This is a genomic window from Westiellopsis prolifica IICB1 (assembly GCF_004323185.1).
Taxonomy (GTDB): domain Bacteria; phylum Cyanobacteriota; class Cyanobacteriia; order Cyanobacteriales; family Nostocaceae; genus Pelatocladus; species Pelatocladus prolificus_A.
Window position 1 is genome coordinate 1021518 of the sequence record NZ_NAPS01000001.1, and the last position, 16902, is coordinate 1038419.

Consider the following 16902-nt stretch of genomic DNA (forward strand, 5'->3'; position numbering starts at 1 on the left):
ACCCAGAACTAAAAAATAGGCTACTACCTGAGAATGGAATTGTTGTTATGTTTGTCACTATAGTTATATATATTTCACTCTGACTAGGAGCTTTTCCTGAAAGGTAGATGATTTTCTTGCTCACGGATTAATGATGATTGACTAACAATAAATTTTTTTCTATGGATTTGATTGTTGCGGAAGTCACATTACTAGCCTTATTGAGACAATCTAGTAAAATCTTATTAGCGTTCCAATATTCCTGTAATTTTTGTAAGTCATTTTCCTCAAACTGCCAATCATGACCTATTTGGCGATCGCGAATGATTAAATCTCGTAGTTTATTAGTCCAGGTTTCTCCGTTTTCTTGCCACCATCGTTTCAAAGCTATTCTACTTTCTTGGGATGACGGAAGTTCCTGGTGTAGATTTTGCAGTGATTGCTGTAGATCAGAACTATCTTGTTGTAAGTGCTGTAAGTCAAGAGCAAGTACGATACACTGTAAGCGTTGACAGAAAATATCACTCGTCATCCTTAAACTAACAGTCAATGCATGTATTAATGCCATATCTAAAGCTAAATCAACAGCTAATTTTCCTGCTAATCTACCATCTAGAGATAAAGCTAATGTTTGATTATAAGCAAGAGAATAATCTGGAGGCAGAGCCAGGGTAAAATAAAAAGCACGTACACTAGCCGGATAATAAGACACCTTCATACTAGAGGTTTTTTCACCTAACCAAATCAAAAACTTTTGCAATTTCTGATTTGAAATCACTAAATTATCTACTTGTTGTTTCATTAATAACAATAAATCATCCGCAGGCTGCATCATTTCCGCAGCTAGTAAAAAAACTTCTCGCCAACGTTTTTCACCAATATGGATGACAAATTTTTGCAGGTTTTGGGATTTTCCAATAGTAACTATTTCTCTCGCCGTTAAATATTCTTGAAATGTGAAATGCGAAAAAGAATAAATACCCCGCCTTTGTTCTAGTAATAAACCGTGTTGTGCTTCAATAGCTTTTAATGCAGCAGTACTAAGCTGTTCCAATACTTCTAAATCTGTCGGTGTATTAGGAAGATCACGTAGATACTCGGCGATCAATAATTGTATTTTGGTTTTTGGAAAAAAGTAATCTCCTTGAGTAAAGGTAGTTGCTGCTAAACGACAAAGTAACTTAATTTGATGTAGTAATGACAAATTGTGATCAAGTTCATCTTTTTTAATTTCTCTAGCTTCGTTCCAACGCACTAATAACAATTCTAATGCTTGCTTGTAAAATTCTGATCGCAAGGCTGGAAAATCGCCTAAAAACTGAAATACCAAGCAAATAAGATTTAATAAAATTGACGTTGTTGCTAACTCTAAAATTTGCTGATTTTCTGGTAGTTCTAATTTTTGCATAAATTCAGAAGCTTTGACTTTTCCCTCCCAAAGAGAATTTTTAACAACAGCTACAAACCATTTATCTGCAAAGGTTGCGATTTGTGATTTACTAAAATCAGCAATTTCAACTTCAGTAAAACCCTTAAACTGATATGGCTGGGCAGCAAGACGACAAGTAATAATTATTGTATTTTTATAATATTTTTCAGAAAATTTGCATATTTCTTTAATAACTTTTTCACTTTGTGAATCTGTTAATTCATCTAATGAATCTAGTAAAATTAATGCTTTTCCATGATAAAAAATTGACATGATTTCAGATTCAGAAAAGTCATAATCTTGAAAATATTGATAAATATATTTTGATAATATAATTTTATTGCTATCACTATTGGTTGCAACAAAATCTTTTAAACTAATAAAAACTGGTAGATAATCTGATTTAAACTTACCTTGATTACAACGAACTGCTATTGATTGTAAAAAGCTGGTTTTACCAGAACCTATTTTGCCAAATACCATCAATTTGGAGTACTTAGCAACTGCTTCTAAAGCAGGAATTCTTTTTTGATTCAAATTAGCTAAATTAAAACGGTCAAAACTATTAGAATCTAGCTGTTGTAATTCAGTCGTGTTCAGCCATCTTTTACTGGTAATTTCTTCAAAAACATCGACTTCTACATAAAGATCATCTAAAGCTATGGGTCCAGCAATATCCAAAAGATGAAGAGTTCCACATTGGGCTTGAATTTTTTCATAGTGAGCAAAGCGTGCTTTTCGCACTAGGGTGTCAATATCTGAAGTATTTTCCACGATTGTTTCCAAAGACATTGATTCACGAGGTTACGCAACTGGCACATTATCTTAATCAAATATTTGTACTGAGGACTAAAGTCTTCACTACAAATATCAAATGAAAAATGAAAATTTTATGTGACACCTGCGTAACTCCTAACTCTTTTTTTACTGACAATTTAAGTAGGTGAATAAGTAGACAAAAACTTTTGAAATTCACCTGCTGCTACAGGACGGCTAAACAGAAAACCTTGCATAGCATCACAGTTATATTGTTGTAAAAACTCTTTTTCTGATTCAGTTTCTACACCTTCAGCAATCACTTGAAGATTCAAATTGTGGCCCATTTGAATCAATGCTGTTGTAATAGCAGCTTTTTGGGTATCGTTGACAACATTGTGAATAAAGTAACGATCAATTTTCAACTTATTGATCGGTAATTTTTTTAAATACATTAAAGAAGAGTAGCCTGTACCAAAATCATCAATTGCAATTTTTATACCCAAAGAACGTAATTCATTCATTGTGGCGATCGCACTATTGATATCCTGCATAACCAAGCTTTCAGTTAGCTCTAATTCTAGGTAATGTGGTTCCAAATTACTCGCCGCTAAAAAGTTGACAATTTTTTTACTCAAGTCTGGTTGAGAAAATTGACGGGCTGAAAAATTAACAGCAATACACAACGGAGCATAACCTGCATTTTGCCAAGCTTTATTTTGTTGACAAACACTTTGTAAAACCCATTCACCAATGGGAATAATTAAACCTGTAGACTCTGCTAAGGGAATCAATTCAGAAGGCGCAACCAATCCCAATTCTGGACTTTGCCATCTCAATAAAGCTTCTGCGCCAATGATTTTTCCAGAATTAATATCTACTTGTGGTTGATACTCAACATAAAATTGCCGAAAATTTCCTTGCTCAATAGCTCGTTGTAAAATATTTTTTACAGCCAACATTTCGCTATTAAAAGCCTTAATTTGTGGGCTAGCAGAAAAATATTGTTTTAACGTAGCTTGTTTTTGCAAACGCCCATCAATTGCACTCAATAATTCAGCACGAGTAAATGGTTTTGTCAGATAGTCATCTGCACCCAATTCCATACCTTGGCGGAAGTCAGTTTTAGTTGATTTTGCCGTGAGAAAAATAAATGGAATTGTTGCTGTTAGTGCTTCTTGACGTAAATTTGTTAGTACACCATAACCATCAATTTCTGGCATCATTAAATCACACAAAATTAGATCAGGAGTCTCATTTAAAGCTAACTTGATTCCTACTTTCCCATTAGCAGCACCAATAGTTTTGAAATCTTCTGATTCTAGCAATTCTATAATATTTTCTCTAACGAAATTTTCATCTTCGATTACTAAAATTTTAGTCATATTATCTGGTTTGATTGATTATTTTTTATTAGGCTTTTGGAGTGGATACACATAATTAACTATTACTTAATGGTAAAATAACAGTAAACGTTGTTCCCACTCCTAGATGACTTTCCACAAAAATTTCACCCTGATGTAAATCTACACATTTTTTGACAATTGATAGCCCCAAGCCAGTACCTGGAATATTGCCAACATTTGCAGCACGATGGAAAGAATCAAACAAAAGGGGTAAATCTTCTTGTGGAATACCAATTCCTTGATCTTTTACTTCAAAAACAATTCGATTTTTTTGCTCAGTGAGAATAAATTTAATGATGCTACCGTTAGAAGAATATTTGAGCGCATTCGTCAGTAAATTTCTGAGAATGTGTCCTAGTAAATTTTTATCCACACGACAGTGCATAGATTCGTATTCACAATGAAAGGCGATCGCATTTTCCGTTTCATCTTCCGTGTCATCATCGTGTTGCAATTCTTGGATTAAATCACGACAGTACTCTACTAAATCTAGTGATATTGGTTTAAAGTCTAGTCTTCCCGCTTCTGTTTTACCAATTACCAAGACATCATTTAACATGTTAGTCATGTGTTTCACACTGCTTTGAATACGCCGTATATGGGAGAGTAATTTTTCTTGTGTCCATTTGTGATAGTAGTGTTCCATCAATTCTGAAGAAGAAAGGATAGTAGTCAACGGCGTACGGAATTCATGAGAAGTTGTAGTTATAAAGCGGGACTTAAGTTCGTTGAGTTCTTTTTCCTTCTCTAAAGCTGTTCTCAATTCCTCTTCTGCCTGCTTGCGTTCAGTAATATCATTTTGAATACCGACGTAGTGAGTACACTTGCCATCATCATCAAAGACCGGAGAAATACTTAGCTCATTCCAAAATAAAGTATTATCTCGACGATAATTACGTAAGATTACGGTGCAATTTCTTGCTTGTTTAATGGCGTTTCTAATTTCTTGTATTTCTGGTTGATTAGTATCAATTCCTTGTAAAAAACTACAGTTGCGACCTATGACCTCGTCCCGACAATAACCAGTCATATGCTCAAAAGCAGGATTAGTATATATTATTGGCATATTTGGCAGTCTAGCATCAGAAATTACAATGCCATTATTGCTAGCCTCGATCGCGCGATCGCGTAAACGCAGGTTTTCTTCTGTTCGCTTGCGTTCAGTAATATCTGTGGAAATACTACAAATAGCATAAGGAACATCACTTTCATCTTTCAACGGAAATTTGATAGAAAGATAAGTATGTAACCCATTTTCTTGAGGAATAATTTCTTCAACTTCTATTGCTGTGCCACTCATAAAAACATTGTGATTATTGACTGCAAAATTATCAGCAATATCGCGGGGAAAAAATTCGTATATGCTTCTACCTCTTACCTCATCTTGAGTGATTTGAAATAACTTTTCATACTCACTATTAATCAGTAAATATCTGTTTTCAGTATTTAAGACAGAAATAATCGCTGGAGAATAATCTAAAATTGCCTGTAGTATTTTTTGAGTCTGTTGCAATTCAGATTCCGCCAGCTTGAGGTCATGAATATCTGTATTGGTAGCGAACCAATTTAATATTTTTCCGTCCTGATCTCGCTGGGGTACAGCACGTGATAAGTGCCAGCGATATGTTTGATCGCTTACCCTCCGCCAGCGGAATTCTAATTCTAAATGTTCACCTGTAGTTATAGATTTTTGCCAAGCATCAAAACATTTAGATAAATCTTCCGGATGCACCCAATTTTGCCACTCCCAGTCCAACATTCCTTCTTGGTCACAACCCAAATAATCTTGTATGCGTTGGTTAATATACTCTACACTTCCATCCGGTCGAGCAATCCATACTTGTTGAGGAATAGATTCCGCTAAAAAGCGAAAGCGTTCTTCACTTTTTTCTAAAGCTTGTGTTCGCTGTTTGACTTTTGTTTCTAGTTCTATTTTTGCCTGCTTGTGTTTGGTTATGTCCCTTTGTATAGAGACAAAATGAGTTATTTTGCCTTCTTGGTTTGCAATTGGGACAATATTAGCATCAATCCAGTATGTGTAACCTTTTTTGTGGTAATTAATTAAATCCACTCTAACTGGTGAACCATTGATCAGCGCCGCACGAATTCGCTTTAATTGGGTGCGATCAGTCAAATCACCTTGCAAAAATCGCGGAGTTTTGCCAATAACATCAGCACTTGTCCAACCACTCATTCGGGTAAAAGCTTCATTAACATACACTATTAATGGACCAAAAGGTTCATCAAGTACATCAGCAGTGGTGATGATAATTGCATCATTGACATTTACAACAACTGATTCAAATAAACGCAGTTGTTCTGTTATATCTGTTGATTGATTTAGAGAAGAACAGAGAATTTGTAATGTCTGAAAAATCGTATTTAAGGTAATTAATCCAACTAATTGATTTTGTGGGTCAACTATTGGTAGTAAAGACAAATTATTTTGTCGGAAAAATAATAACAAATAAGCAAGATTTTTGGCTTGACGATATTCAAGGGTGATCACCGAAGTAACCATGACTTGTGAAATTTGGACTGTTTGGAAGTCAAAGCCACAACAGACTAACTTAATTAAATCTTGATTTGTAAACCATCCTACTACCCGCATTTCATCTGTCACCAAGACACAACTGATTTGCTGTTGATTCATGAGCGTGACAACATCAAATAATAATGTGTCCGGTGTAACAGTTACAGGAGCAAAATCAATTACAGAATCTACAGAATCTATCGATGGTAAAGAGATAACTGGAGTTAAGGCGTGCATAGATAATTGCAATAGCCTTTAGCAAACAAATCAGGTGGAAACAGCATATTTAACTATCTCCTGACGTTTGATTGGCTAAATTTGTAATATTTACCTGCAAAAGATATTTGCAAAGTATTGAAATATATTCCATTAAAGGTTTCTAATGTTACTAAATTCAACAGTATTAGTACTTAAAAATTATGATCGGGGATCGGGGATCGGGGATCGGGGAAAGAGGGAGCTTTTAGCTCTTAGCAGAGAGTGTGGGGAGAATAACCAATCCCCCAATCCCAATGCCCAATTCCCCATGCCCCATGCCCCATGCCCAATGCCCAATCCCCGATCCCCGATCCCCGATCCCCATTAAATTCCCGCAGTGCGTTCCCCGTAACGTAATAATCTTTCGATCGCTACCAAACGATTTTCCCAAGCTTTGACTTGATAGGGTTCATTTACAGATTGCGATCGCATCCATACTCGAAATTGAGACTGGAAGCGAACCAGAGTTGCTTTTGCTAGCCTAAATTTACTTGCACTTGGTTCAGCAGCCAGTTGATTTAAAATGCTTTGTAAAACTTCTGCTTGAGTGTTAAAGTCCGAAACTGCGATCGCTGATAACTTCAGTTCGTCGTTTTGGGAAACAAATTTCCATTCGTTTACCAAGGAATTATAACGGGCAGCAGCAGCAGCAAAAGGCTGACGAGAAGGAATCGGTTCTTTTTGTGTACCTTGTCTTCTACCTTGAGTGCGACTGAAAACTTTGTGCAATTCGTTGTTAAAATTCTCCGCAGCAAATAGAGCATAACCACTAATTGGCAAGTCTCTGACTAATTGGATTTGATCAAATGCTCCGACAGTCGGTAAAGAAAGCAGACGAATTCCTGGTACTAATAAGGTAGAGCCTAATTTTGGAGAAGCGATCCAAGGTTGTGCCAATCGCTCAAAGCGGAGGGTATCTTGAGCGTAGGTCATGGGAATTATTACGTCTACATCACCTTGCCTTGCCCAGACTTCCCAATTTTGTTGAATTTTCTGAATCCGTTCTTGTTCTGGTAAGGGAAATACCGCTACCGATAAAATCAAGTTCGGTCTTTTCGCCCGCAAATTCTGGGACAATTCCGCAACAAAGCTATTTACTTGTTGGGTACGAAATTCTGTCCATTTCTGCCATAATTCTCTTTGGCTGGGAGAAATATTGATTGGATCTACACCTGTAAGTTGTTGAAACTTGGCTCTTGCTGCTTTGCCATAGCCATAAGTCCTTCCCGCACTTGGATCTTGGAAAGGATAGCGAATATAATCTAGCTGTAGACCATCAACTTTATAGCGAGTAACAATTTCTTCATACAATCGCTGTAAGTATTGCCGCACTTGTGGATTAGCCTGGTCAAAGAAGGGTTTTCCTTGACCTTGGGGAATCATTTGACCACGCTGATCATAGTTTGCCCAATCTGGATGAGCAGCAAGCACTGGTCCAGGATAATTAGGGTTGAGGTTGAGAATTTGATTGTGGCGTTGATTACCAGCTGCGAAAGTCCAAACCCAAGCGTGTAATTCCATACCTCGCTGGTGAGCTAATTTTACAGCTGCTGCTAGGGGATCCCAACCACGAATCAGGGGATTTTGCTGGGGTGCAACTTGACTAGGATAGATAGTGTAACTAGAGTTGATTGTTTCAAAATATACTGTGTTGAATCCTGCTTGAGCCAAGCGATCAAAAATTTTAGCTAATCCCTTTTCGCTACCAGCCCGCACAATTGTACCCCGGTCAAGCCAGATTGCTCGGATTTCTGGTTGAGCCAATCTCTGATCAACAGGAAATTGTTGCCATAACGAAGACTTGGCCATAAGCCAATTTGAGCGTGCTTGAGCATACTGTTTTTGAGCGATTAGCTGTGGCAAGTTTTTGACAACTTCCCTTGCTTGTGCTAACACCTGCTCAGTATTCTGGACTGGTGCGCCAGATTTAATCGAAGCAAATTCTGCTTGCTGTACCTTGACAACTGGGGAATTACCATTTTGTACCGCAGCTGCTAGATGAGCGCTTTCGACTCGACCGATGAGATTTTCTAACTGTTGTTGAAGAGCGATCGCTTCGTTACGACTAATCGGTGCATTAGATCTAGGTTCTAAATCCAAACGCACTCTCTGTTCAAGTTGGTCAATAGCTTCATCGGAACGCGGAAACTTAATATTAGGTAGAGGTCTGGGTTGGGGAGCAGTAGCTGTAATTTGAGGAGGGGGTGTATTTGGAGTAGGGGATGTCGGGAGTAATGTAGAGACGCGATTCATCGTGTCTGGGAGTGTGGAGACTGTGTTTGGAGTGGGAGAAGTGCTAGCAATGACGGAGGTAGAACAGTTTGATGAACCTCCTGGTACTTTATTAATAAAAATAGAAAACTTTTTGAGATGACGGTTGAGTGCAGCTTTTAACCAAGCAGTATCTGTCTGTACACCAGAAGCAGTGTCTACTCCCCAACGCCAACCCAACAAAGTAGAGCGTTCTGTGGTTAACACTGCTGGGGGTTTATCTTGAGCATCCCAAACAGCGCCTGCTTGTGAGGCCATAGCATTAGGAACCATGACACCACCCCGCACTGTACCAAGCAGATCGTTTTGGTTGTCTAAATCACGTGTAATTACTGATGAAGGTTGTAATTTTTGGGGAGAGTTGAGGCTAAATCCCCAATATCCACCTAACAAAGATTGCAGCAGTTGACGTACTCCCGGCGCTGATGAACTTCCCACTGGGCCACTAGCGATCAAACGTCCCCCATTTCTCATCCATTCTTCGAGAGCGATCGCTTGTACTGGTGATATACTCTCTACGTTTGGCAAAAATAACACCGGGCGAGCGCCCCAATCGGCTGCACTCTTAACACTATCTAAAGAAATTACACAGTACTTGGCCCCGATGGCTTGTAAACGATTTTCAATTCCCGCCCACTGACTAGCATTTTCTTGGGTATGGACAATACTAAATACAGGCTCTTCAGCAGTTGCAGCGATTGCTGGTGCGATCGCGAATAAATTATATAGTATAAATAGAAATTTGATTTTAAAAATAAATAATCCAGTTGTTTTTATATTTTTTAATTGATTTTTTCTTATCTTTTTATCTAGCACTTCACTATCTACTCCTCACTTAATATTGGTCATTGGTCAAGTGTCATTAGTCATTAGTTGGTAGTTAATTTCAACAACCAACAAATAACAACTAACAAACAACAACTAATTATTTAATACAGGTCTCTATTAGTTCCTCTACTCCGGCAACGGGAAAGATGTTTGTACCCAATTGACGAGCTAATTCTTTCATATTTATATCATCTAAAAATACCAATTCACCATGTTTTAGCATGACACTTGGCAGCAAGATCCCATCTCCTAAATCTTGCCCTTGTAAATTTAACAATAAATCATGACCAGTGAGCAATCCTGTCACAGATATACTTTGTCCCCAATAATCACTATTAAGAGCCTGCATAGTGACTTCTAAACCTTCCACTGAATTTAAGCGTTTTAGAATTGGTTGAAATGCTTGTTCTACAGCGTTACCCACTACCCAATTAAATCTTTTTTGGGTTTTAATTTTTGGTGGTAGTAATTGATCAGCAGTTTGCAGAAACTGCTTGATAAACAAGCGAATTGAGCCGACGCCGTTATCGATTTGGGGATAATCTTCATATTCAGATTCATATGGTAATTCTTCTTTTGCGATTAAAAACCATTCATCAGCTAACCAAGCAAATGTAGAATCAAACTTTTGTCGAAATTGCTGCTGATGCGATCGCACTTGTTGAATTACTTCTTGAGCTTTTTCTGGTGTCACTGGGATCAGTTCGTCTTCTTGGGGGCGAAACTTAGTTAATCCTACTGGTACTACTGCTACCGAAGCAACAGCTGGCACCTCACCAGTATGAAATGACGCTAAATCTCTCAAAGTTTGATCCAAATGTTTGCCATCATTTATACCAGGACATACGACTACTTGAGCATGGATTTGCAGTCGCCTTTGTTGAAACCACTTGATCTGCTGCAAAATTTGTCCAGCACGGGGATTTTTTAAGAGTCTAATTCTGACTTCCGGTTCTGTAGCATGAACCGATACATATAATGGAGACAGTCGCATTGCTTCAATACGTTGCCATTCTCGTTCTGTCAAATTAGTTAAAGTCAGGTAAGAACCATACAAAAAGCTCAAGCGATAATCGTCATCTTTGAGATATAAACTTGAACGCTTACCTGGTGGTTGTTGGTCGATAAAACAAAACGGACAGCGATTATTGCACTGAATTAAATTATCAAACAAGGCGGTTTCAAATTCTAACCCCAAGTCTTCATCGTAGTCTTTTTCAATTTTCAGATGATGAGTTTTGCCAGTAGCGTCTAAAACTTCTAATTCTAAAATTTCATCAGCGCACAAAAACTGATAATCAATTAAATCGCGGGGAGATGTACCGTTAATAGTAACGATCGCATCCCCAACTTCAAAACCAATTTCTGCTGCAATAGAATCGGGTAATACTTTGGTAATTCGAGCTGGACGAATAGTAGTCATGTCAATTTGTCATTGGTCATTTGTCATTGGTCATTGGTCATTGGTCATTAGTTCTTAGTTTAAAGCTAATGACTAATGACTAAGGACTAATGACTATTCCAAAGATTAAGATAACTATTCCTGCTGCCATCTTCCCATGTGGTGCTAAAGAATTTTTGCACCAATTGCACCCAGAATTGCTACTCCAAATCCCAAACGATACCAGACAAATACCCAATTGCTTCGCCGTTGTAGGAATTTTAGCAACCAAGCAATCGATAAATAGGAAAACACGAAGGTTGAGACGATACCGATCAATAATGGCAGGAACATATGCGATTCTTGAAGTACATCTTTAGTTTGGACAGCTGTGGCGATCGCCAGTGTTGGTAAGCCTAACAAAAATGAAAATCGAGCAGCAGTCTCTCGTTGTAACCCAATAAATAGAGCTGTCGTCAGGGTTGAACCAGAGCGCGAAGCTCCTGGTAAAAGAGCGATCATTTGCCCAAAACCTACAATAATTCCATCTTTAATTTCTACTTCTTTAAAACCACGCTTGCGCGAGCCAAATTTCTCCGCTAAACCCAACAACGTCGCCATCACGATTGACATTCCTGCAATCATCAAAGAACTTTCTAATTCAACATCTAAAATTTTGAGTACTAAACCACCTAATAATGCAGGAAACGTCCCAATCGCAATTCCTACAAACATTTTCCACTCAGATCGCTGCCATTCTTTATGCTGAAATGCGAACCAAGCACCCCCCAAAATGTTGCGAATGTCTTTCCAAAAATATATTATCACTGCAAAAACGCTGCCCAGCTGAATACTATCAATAGCTGCTTTACTCCATGTCACTTTCCAACCTAAAACGTCCCGAAATATGATTAAGTGAGCAGTACTGCTGATCGGCAAAAATTCCGTAATACCTTGGACTATACCTAAAATAAATCCTTGCAATATTTTCCCAATCAGGTTGGATTCACCCGCAACAGCATTACCAGCTGTTTGCATCAGATGATTTCCTAAAGGCAAAAAAAATTCTACTCCACCTGTTACAAACATTGTTCCCATTAACCACACTCCAGAAATAGCTGCCTAACTTTAACGAATTATCCAACTTTACGTCTTTGGAGTCAGTTGTACCGGAAGAGTATTTTCTTAAAAACACTGTAACGCTGGAATACAGGGATGCTGACGCATAAATGTATTCATTGAAAATGTGCTTTTTCTAAAAAATATACTTATTATGCCCCTGGGGGGGATATTAATCGTGATATCTTAAATAAGATAAAGTTAAGTAAATAATATTAATAAACTTTGGTTAATAATACATTGTCCTCATACACTGTTTCTACCAACGTTAAAACTGAGACGGAGACATTCTCCACTTCTCGACATCCGCACATGCAGGTGTCAACTCCGCTTGGAGTATTTGCTTCTGCTCGCCAAACCTGGTTAATCTTTGCAGCAGCTACATTTTTAGTAACTGTACCAGTATTCATTGAAGCGCCTCTAGTGCGATCGCTACCGTGGTTGAGTGTTGGTATCACATTTTTCTGGATGTGGCTGAGTTTCTTATTAATGTCACGTTCTGTAACATATCATTGGGGAGATTTATTATTTGGGTTTAGCTGGAGTTGGTTAGCTGGTTCGATTTACTGGGGTTGGTTACGTTGGGAACCTTTATGGCACCTACCAGTAGAATCTATCGGTTTACCATTTGCAGTATGGTGCTTGCATCGAAATTGGGGAAAAGTCGGTAACTGGTTTTATTTAGGTTCTCTGCTAGGTACTGCCTTAACTGACTTGTATTTCTACTTAGTAAATTTAATGCCCCACTGGCGACAAATTATGCGAGTAGAACCAGAATTTGTACCACTAATTTTACAGAATGCTTTAGCACAAGTACAGACGCCTTGGGGAGTCGCCTGGGCATTAATTCTTGCTATGGTTCTCACAATGGTAGGAATTCTACCTTTAGGTAAAAGACAGTGGCACTGGTATGCTTTTGGCGGAGCGGTATTAAGTACAATTTTAGTAGATAGTTTATTTTTGTTAGCTGCGCTTTTGGCCTAATACCATTTCACTTTTTTGATGATACAAATACATGGGTAGGGGCGTACACTCGTATACCCCTACAGTAAATCCAATATGTATCAGGATTTTTGTGAAACGGTATAATTCCAGTGATCTCAACTTTGCTAATCAGGATTTACGAAATCGCTCTTTTCAAAAGCGTAATTTGATTGGTGCAGATTTTAGCGGTGCGGATATTCGCGGTTGTGATTTTAGTAATGCTTTATTACGGGAGGCTAATTTTAAGGAAGTCAAGGCTGGTCAAACTCTTATACACTTAATAATTACAATTATTGTTGCAGTAGTTGTGGCGATCGCTACGTTTCATGCAATTAGCCAGATATTATTTAACGTTCTGGGTGTAACTCCTGAAGAACCAGCCTGGTTTTATAGTCTAATTTTCTTCTGTATTTTGGGTATTGTCACAGTCGCCTCTGCTGTGAGAGTTATTAATGATACTAAATTATTCATCAAGCGTATTGCGACAACAGTTTCGGGAGCAGTATTAGGTGCATTACTAGCTTTATTTTATCGCGGCATCACCACGATCCAAAATCATCCACAGATTGGGATAAAAACTTTAATTTTGAGTGCGATGATTACAGGATTGCTGGGTTTTTACTTTCCCAGAGGATTGGTAAGTGTTGCGGTTGGGGTTGCAGGTACGGTAGCAGCATACGGATTTGCTTTTTTACTAGGGTCAATGGCATTTGCACACATAAGCACCCTGCATATTGTTTGGGGATTAGTATGGGGGAGTTTGTGTGTGGGAGCGATCGCACTAGTCATGCTTTCCCTAGTTCACAATGTAAAAGAAATTACAAGCTGCTTTGCCACATCATTTCGTGGTGCTGACTTAACAAACGCTAATTTTGAAAATGCCAAACTTGGAAATACAGATTTTTCCAGAGCAGTAGACATCTCCAGAAATTAAATATGCATTACACAGTAGAGACGCGAAATTTCGCGTCTCTACATTCTTTTCACCAGAGGTCTAATAGCCTCTATCGAAATTGTACGAAATACAGTGATTATACTGTGAATAACAAGATAGCAACCTTAAACTAGTTTAGCTATGCCTCTCACCTTCAACTTTGCTATTAGTCAAAATCAGACCTTTGAATTACGGTGTGATTATGGTTCGCGGCGTTTGGATAGCGATGAGTTGCTAGCACTGATTGATGTATGTGAAAAAAATTATTATCCGCGACGAAAAGATAGTTTCCCCGAACTCATGCAACTAGGACGACGGCTTTATCACTGGCTGGATGGTAAAGAAGGATGGCTGAGAAGGGCGTTAGATGAAGCTGATGAGGGGACGATTTATTTAGATTTGATTCAAACTAGCGAGGCGCAGGGATTAAACCCACAAACAGAACGGATGGCGTTAGGGTTGGCGCATTTACCTTGGGAATTATTACATGATGGCACTGGGTTTTTACTGCAACAGTCGAATGTATTGCCAGTGCGTTCTATGCAGCAACGCAATACTCAAGTTATTGGTGTACAGAATCGCCCTTTGCGGCTGCTATTTATGGCAACTGCACCGGAAGATCCCAGAGTTGCGACGCTGGAGTTTGAACGAGAAGAAGCCAATATTCTGCAAGCAACCAAAGATCAGCCGTTGGCGTTGATTGTTGAGGAAAGCGGCTCGATTGAAGAGTTGAAAAATCTGGTTGCATCCTACGGCGAAGATTATTTTGATGTCTTTCACATCACGGGACACGGATTAATTTATACCAATCAAGACTACGGCTTTTTGCTGCGCCAAGGACAAAGAATTGCAGATCATACCCCCTGCTTGATCACTGAAGATGAAGTGGGGAATGTCCAACTTACTACCGTGAGTGATCTCGCCAAAGCCTTTCGCGGACGCTGGCCGAGGGTGATTTTTCTGTCGGGTTGTCACACGGGAGAAGTTGCGAATAAAGGGACAGTACCCTCAATGGCGCAACAGTTGGTAAAGGCGGGGGCGGGTGTGGTTTTGGGTTGGGCGCGTCCGGTGTATGATCGCACGGGTATTATTGCAGCAAAAGCGCTGTATCAGGCTTTGGCGACGGGGGCGACGGTAGAGGAAGCGGTGAAAGCAGCCCAGCAGGAGATGATTGCTGAAGAATGCACCGACTGGCATTTATTGCGGATTTATCGAGATACACGCCCGGTTGAGGAGTTGGTAACACCCTTGAGAACTAGGGGAAGAGAAAAGCTAGTATTTGCACCGCCAGAAAATGAATTTTTGGATGAAAATAATATAGTTAAAGTCGCCAGTCGTTTGAAATTTGTGGGACGCAGGCGGGCTTTACAAAGGTGTTTGCGGGCGTTGCGAGAAACGAGTGACAACATCGGCGTGTTGATTGCGGGGATGGGGGGACTGGGTAAGAGTACTTTGGCGGCGCGACTGTGTACGAGAGTCAGAAGCCAGCGCGAAGAGTTTCAGCAGGTGGTGTTGGTTGGGGTTTTGGATGAGATAGGTTTGCTGAATAAGCTTTCGAGCAAATATGAACGGTTTGGTGATGTTCCCGCACTCCTCAACGAACCAAAGGTTTCTCTGAAGGGACGACTGCAAAACTTTTTTAAGGCAGTTGAAAACGAACACAATCAGCCTTTGCTGTTAGTGTTGGATGACTTTGAGCAAAACATCCCCAAAGCTAATATTGAGAATGGCTCATTGCGGATGACGGTCCAAGCCTACCGAATTTTAGAAGCGATTTGTGCGGCGCTGGCAGAAAATAACGCTGTGAGTCGGTTGATTGTTACCTGTCGCTATTTGCAAGCGGACACTTTACCACCCCATCGCCTGCATTTAGAATCTTTGGCAGCGATGAGCAAAAGCGATATTGATAAAATCTGCCGTCCGTTAGACAAGGAAATTCAGCAACAGCCAATCACGCAACGGATTATTAAAGTAGCTGATGGTAATCCCCGCTTGTTGAAATGGCTGTTAGAAGTGATTCAGCAACCAGGTTTAGAACCAGATGTGCTTTTGACTCGTTTAGAAGCGACTGAGCAAAAGTTCCGCGAAGATATTTTGGCACAGACTTTGCTGGATGCTTTGGAAAGTGAAGAGAAAAAGTTTCTGGCGCGGTTGAGTGTGTTTCAATTGTCGGTGTCGGGGGAGATAGCCCACAAAACCGCCTGGGAATCAAATTCCCAGGCTAAAAGCGAAAGTCCTCTAAAGAGGACTGAGGATTTAGGAAAAGGTATTTCTAGTCCGCTTGAGCGGACTTCAGCTATGAGCCAGGAAATTAATTTCCTGGCGATTATGGGCAAACTAACCAGCCTCAGCCTAGTAGAGTCGGCGACAACCCACGCCACACAAAAACAAGAATATCGGGTGACGACGATTTTAGAACCATTGCTGCAACCTGTGTTAACTGGGGAAGAATGGCAAACTACGCGACAAGCCGCAACCCAGAGTATTTATCAAAGTTGGTGGGAAGAGGTTGATAACCCCAACGAAGAACAAGCACGGGAAATCGTCAGGTTAGCGGTGTTGGCAGAGTTAAAAGAAATCGCCGTCACCGTTGGATATAGTATGGCGAGACGTTGGGTGAATCGTAGCCGCTATGTGGAAGCCCTGGAATTATGCCGAGAAATTCTATCTTTAGGCGAAGATTACCGGATTTTGGGAACCATTGCCAGGGCGGAAGTAACTTTGGGCTTGGTTGAGGAAGCGATGACGCATTATCAACAAGCTTTAGAACTTTGCCCAGAGGATGAGGTTAAACAAAAAGCTTCCATTCTCCACAACATGGCAGGGTTAATCGCCCAACAAGGAGAAATCAATCGAGCGTTAGCACTCTACGAACAATCTTTGCAAATCACAGACAGCATCAACGATGTGGGTGGTAAAGCTGCTACCCTCAACAACATGGCAACATTATTTGCCCAACAAGGAGATATCAATCGAGCGATCACACTCTACGAACAATCTTTGCAAATAAAAGAAAGCATCAAC

Annotated in this window: 9 protein-coding genes; 3 read left to right on the forward strand and 6 right to left on the reverse strand. The window is 39.6% G+C overall.

All coding sequences use genetic code 11. The features are described from left to right. Positions 1-127 precede the first annotated feature (127 nt). The 6 genes from B4U84_RS04385 to B4U84_RS04410 form a co-directional block, all read right to left on the reverse strand. Positions 128-2200 (reverse strand): NACHT domain-containing protein, encoded by a 2073-nt coding sequence (locus tag B4U84_RS04385; protein WP_131115747.1) that lies wholly within the window; start codon positions 2198-2200, stop codon positions 128-130. Positions 2201-2343: 143 nt separating this feature from the next. Further along, complete coding sequence (locus B4U84_RS04390; protein ID WP_131115749.1) at positions 2344-3549, reverse strand: EAL domain-containing response regulator; 1206 nt, start codon at positions 3547-3549, stop codon at positions 2344-2346. A gap of 55 nt (positions 3550-3604) precedes the next feature. Continuing rightward, positions 3605-6340 (reverse strand): PAS domain S-box protein, encoded by a 2736-nt coding sequence (locus B4U84_RS04395; RefSeq protein WP_131115751.1) that lies wholly within the window; start codon positions 6338-6340, stop codon positions 3605-3607. A gap of 345 nt (positions 6341-6685) precedes the next feature. Further along, positions 6686-9448 (reverse strand): glycoside hydrolase family 10-like protein, encoded by a 2763-nt coding sequence (locus B4U84_RS04400; protein ID WP_131115753.1) that lies wholly within the window; start codon positions 9446-9448, stop codon positions 6686-6688. A 109-nt stretch (positions 9449-9557) separates the two neighbouring features. Beyond that, entirely contained in the window at positions 9558-10883 is a 1326-nt protein-coding gene (locus tag B4U84_RS04405) for a TIGR03279 family radical SAM protein (protein ID WP_131115755.1), read from the reverse strand. A gap of 144 nt (positions 10884-11027) precedes the next feature. After that, positions 11028-11939: an undecaprenyl-diphosphate phosphatase gene (locus B4U84_RS04410; protein ID WP_017309578.1), complete on the reverse strand. Its 912-nt coding sequence runs from the start codon at positions 11937-11939 to the stop codon at positions 11028-11030. A 333-nt stretch (positions 11940-12272) separates the two neighbouring features. Between B4U84_RS04410 and B4U84_RS04415 the strand changes: the two genes are divergently transcribed. The 3 genes from B4U84_RS04415 to B4U84_RS04425 form a co-directional block, all read left to right on the forward strand. Then, positions 12273-12944, forward strand: coding sequence for a DUF3120 domain-containing protein (locus tag B4U84_RS04415; RefSeq protein ID WP_017309577.1), 672 nt, complete (start codon positions 12273-12275; stop codon positions 12942-12944). A gap of 91 nt (positions 12945-13035) precedes the next feature. Then, complete coding sequence (locus tag B4U84_RS04420; protein WP_131115757.1) at positions 13036-13878, forward strand: pentapeptide repeat-containing protein; 843 nt, start codon at positions 13036-13038, stop codon at positions 13876-13878. 141 nt (positions 13879-14019) lie between these two features. Next, on the forward strand, positions 14020-16902 hold a 2883-nt coding region (locus B4U84_RS04425), incomplete at its 3' end, for a CHAT domain-containing protein (RefSeq protein WP_131118710.1).

Coding starts and splice junctions, on each gene's coding strand:
- B4U84_RS04385 (WP_131115747.1), bottom strand. CDS start 2,200: ATGTCTTTGGAAACAATCGTGGAAAATACTTCAGATATTGACACCCTA.
- B4U84_RS04390 (WP_131115749.1), bottom strand. CDS start 3,549: ATGACTAAAATTTTAGTAATCGAAGATGAAAATTTCGTTAGAGAAAAT.
- B4U84_RS04395 (WP_131115751.1), bottom strand. CDS start 6,340: ATGCACGCCTTAACTCCAGTTATCTCTTTACCATCGATAGATTCTGTA.
- B4U84_RS04405 (WP_131115755.1), bottom strand. CDS start 10,883: ATGACTACTATTCGTCCAGCTCGAATTACCAAAGTATTACCCGATTCT.
- B4U84_RS04410 (WP_017309578.1), bottom strand. CDS start 11,939: ATGGGAACAATGTTTGTAACAGGTGGAGTAGAATTTTTTTTGCCTTTA.
- B4U84_RS04415 (WP_017309577.1), top strand. CDS start 12,273: ATGCAGGTGTCAACTCCGCTTGGAGTATTTGCTTCTGCTCGCCAAACC.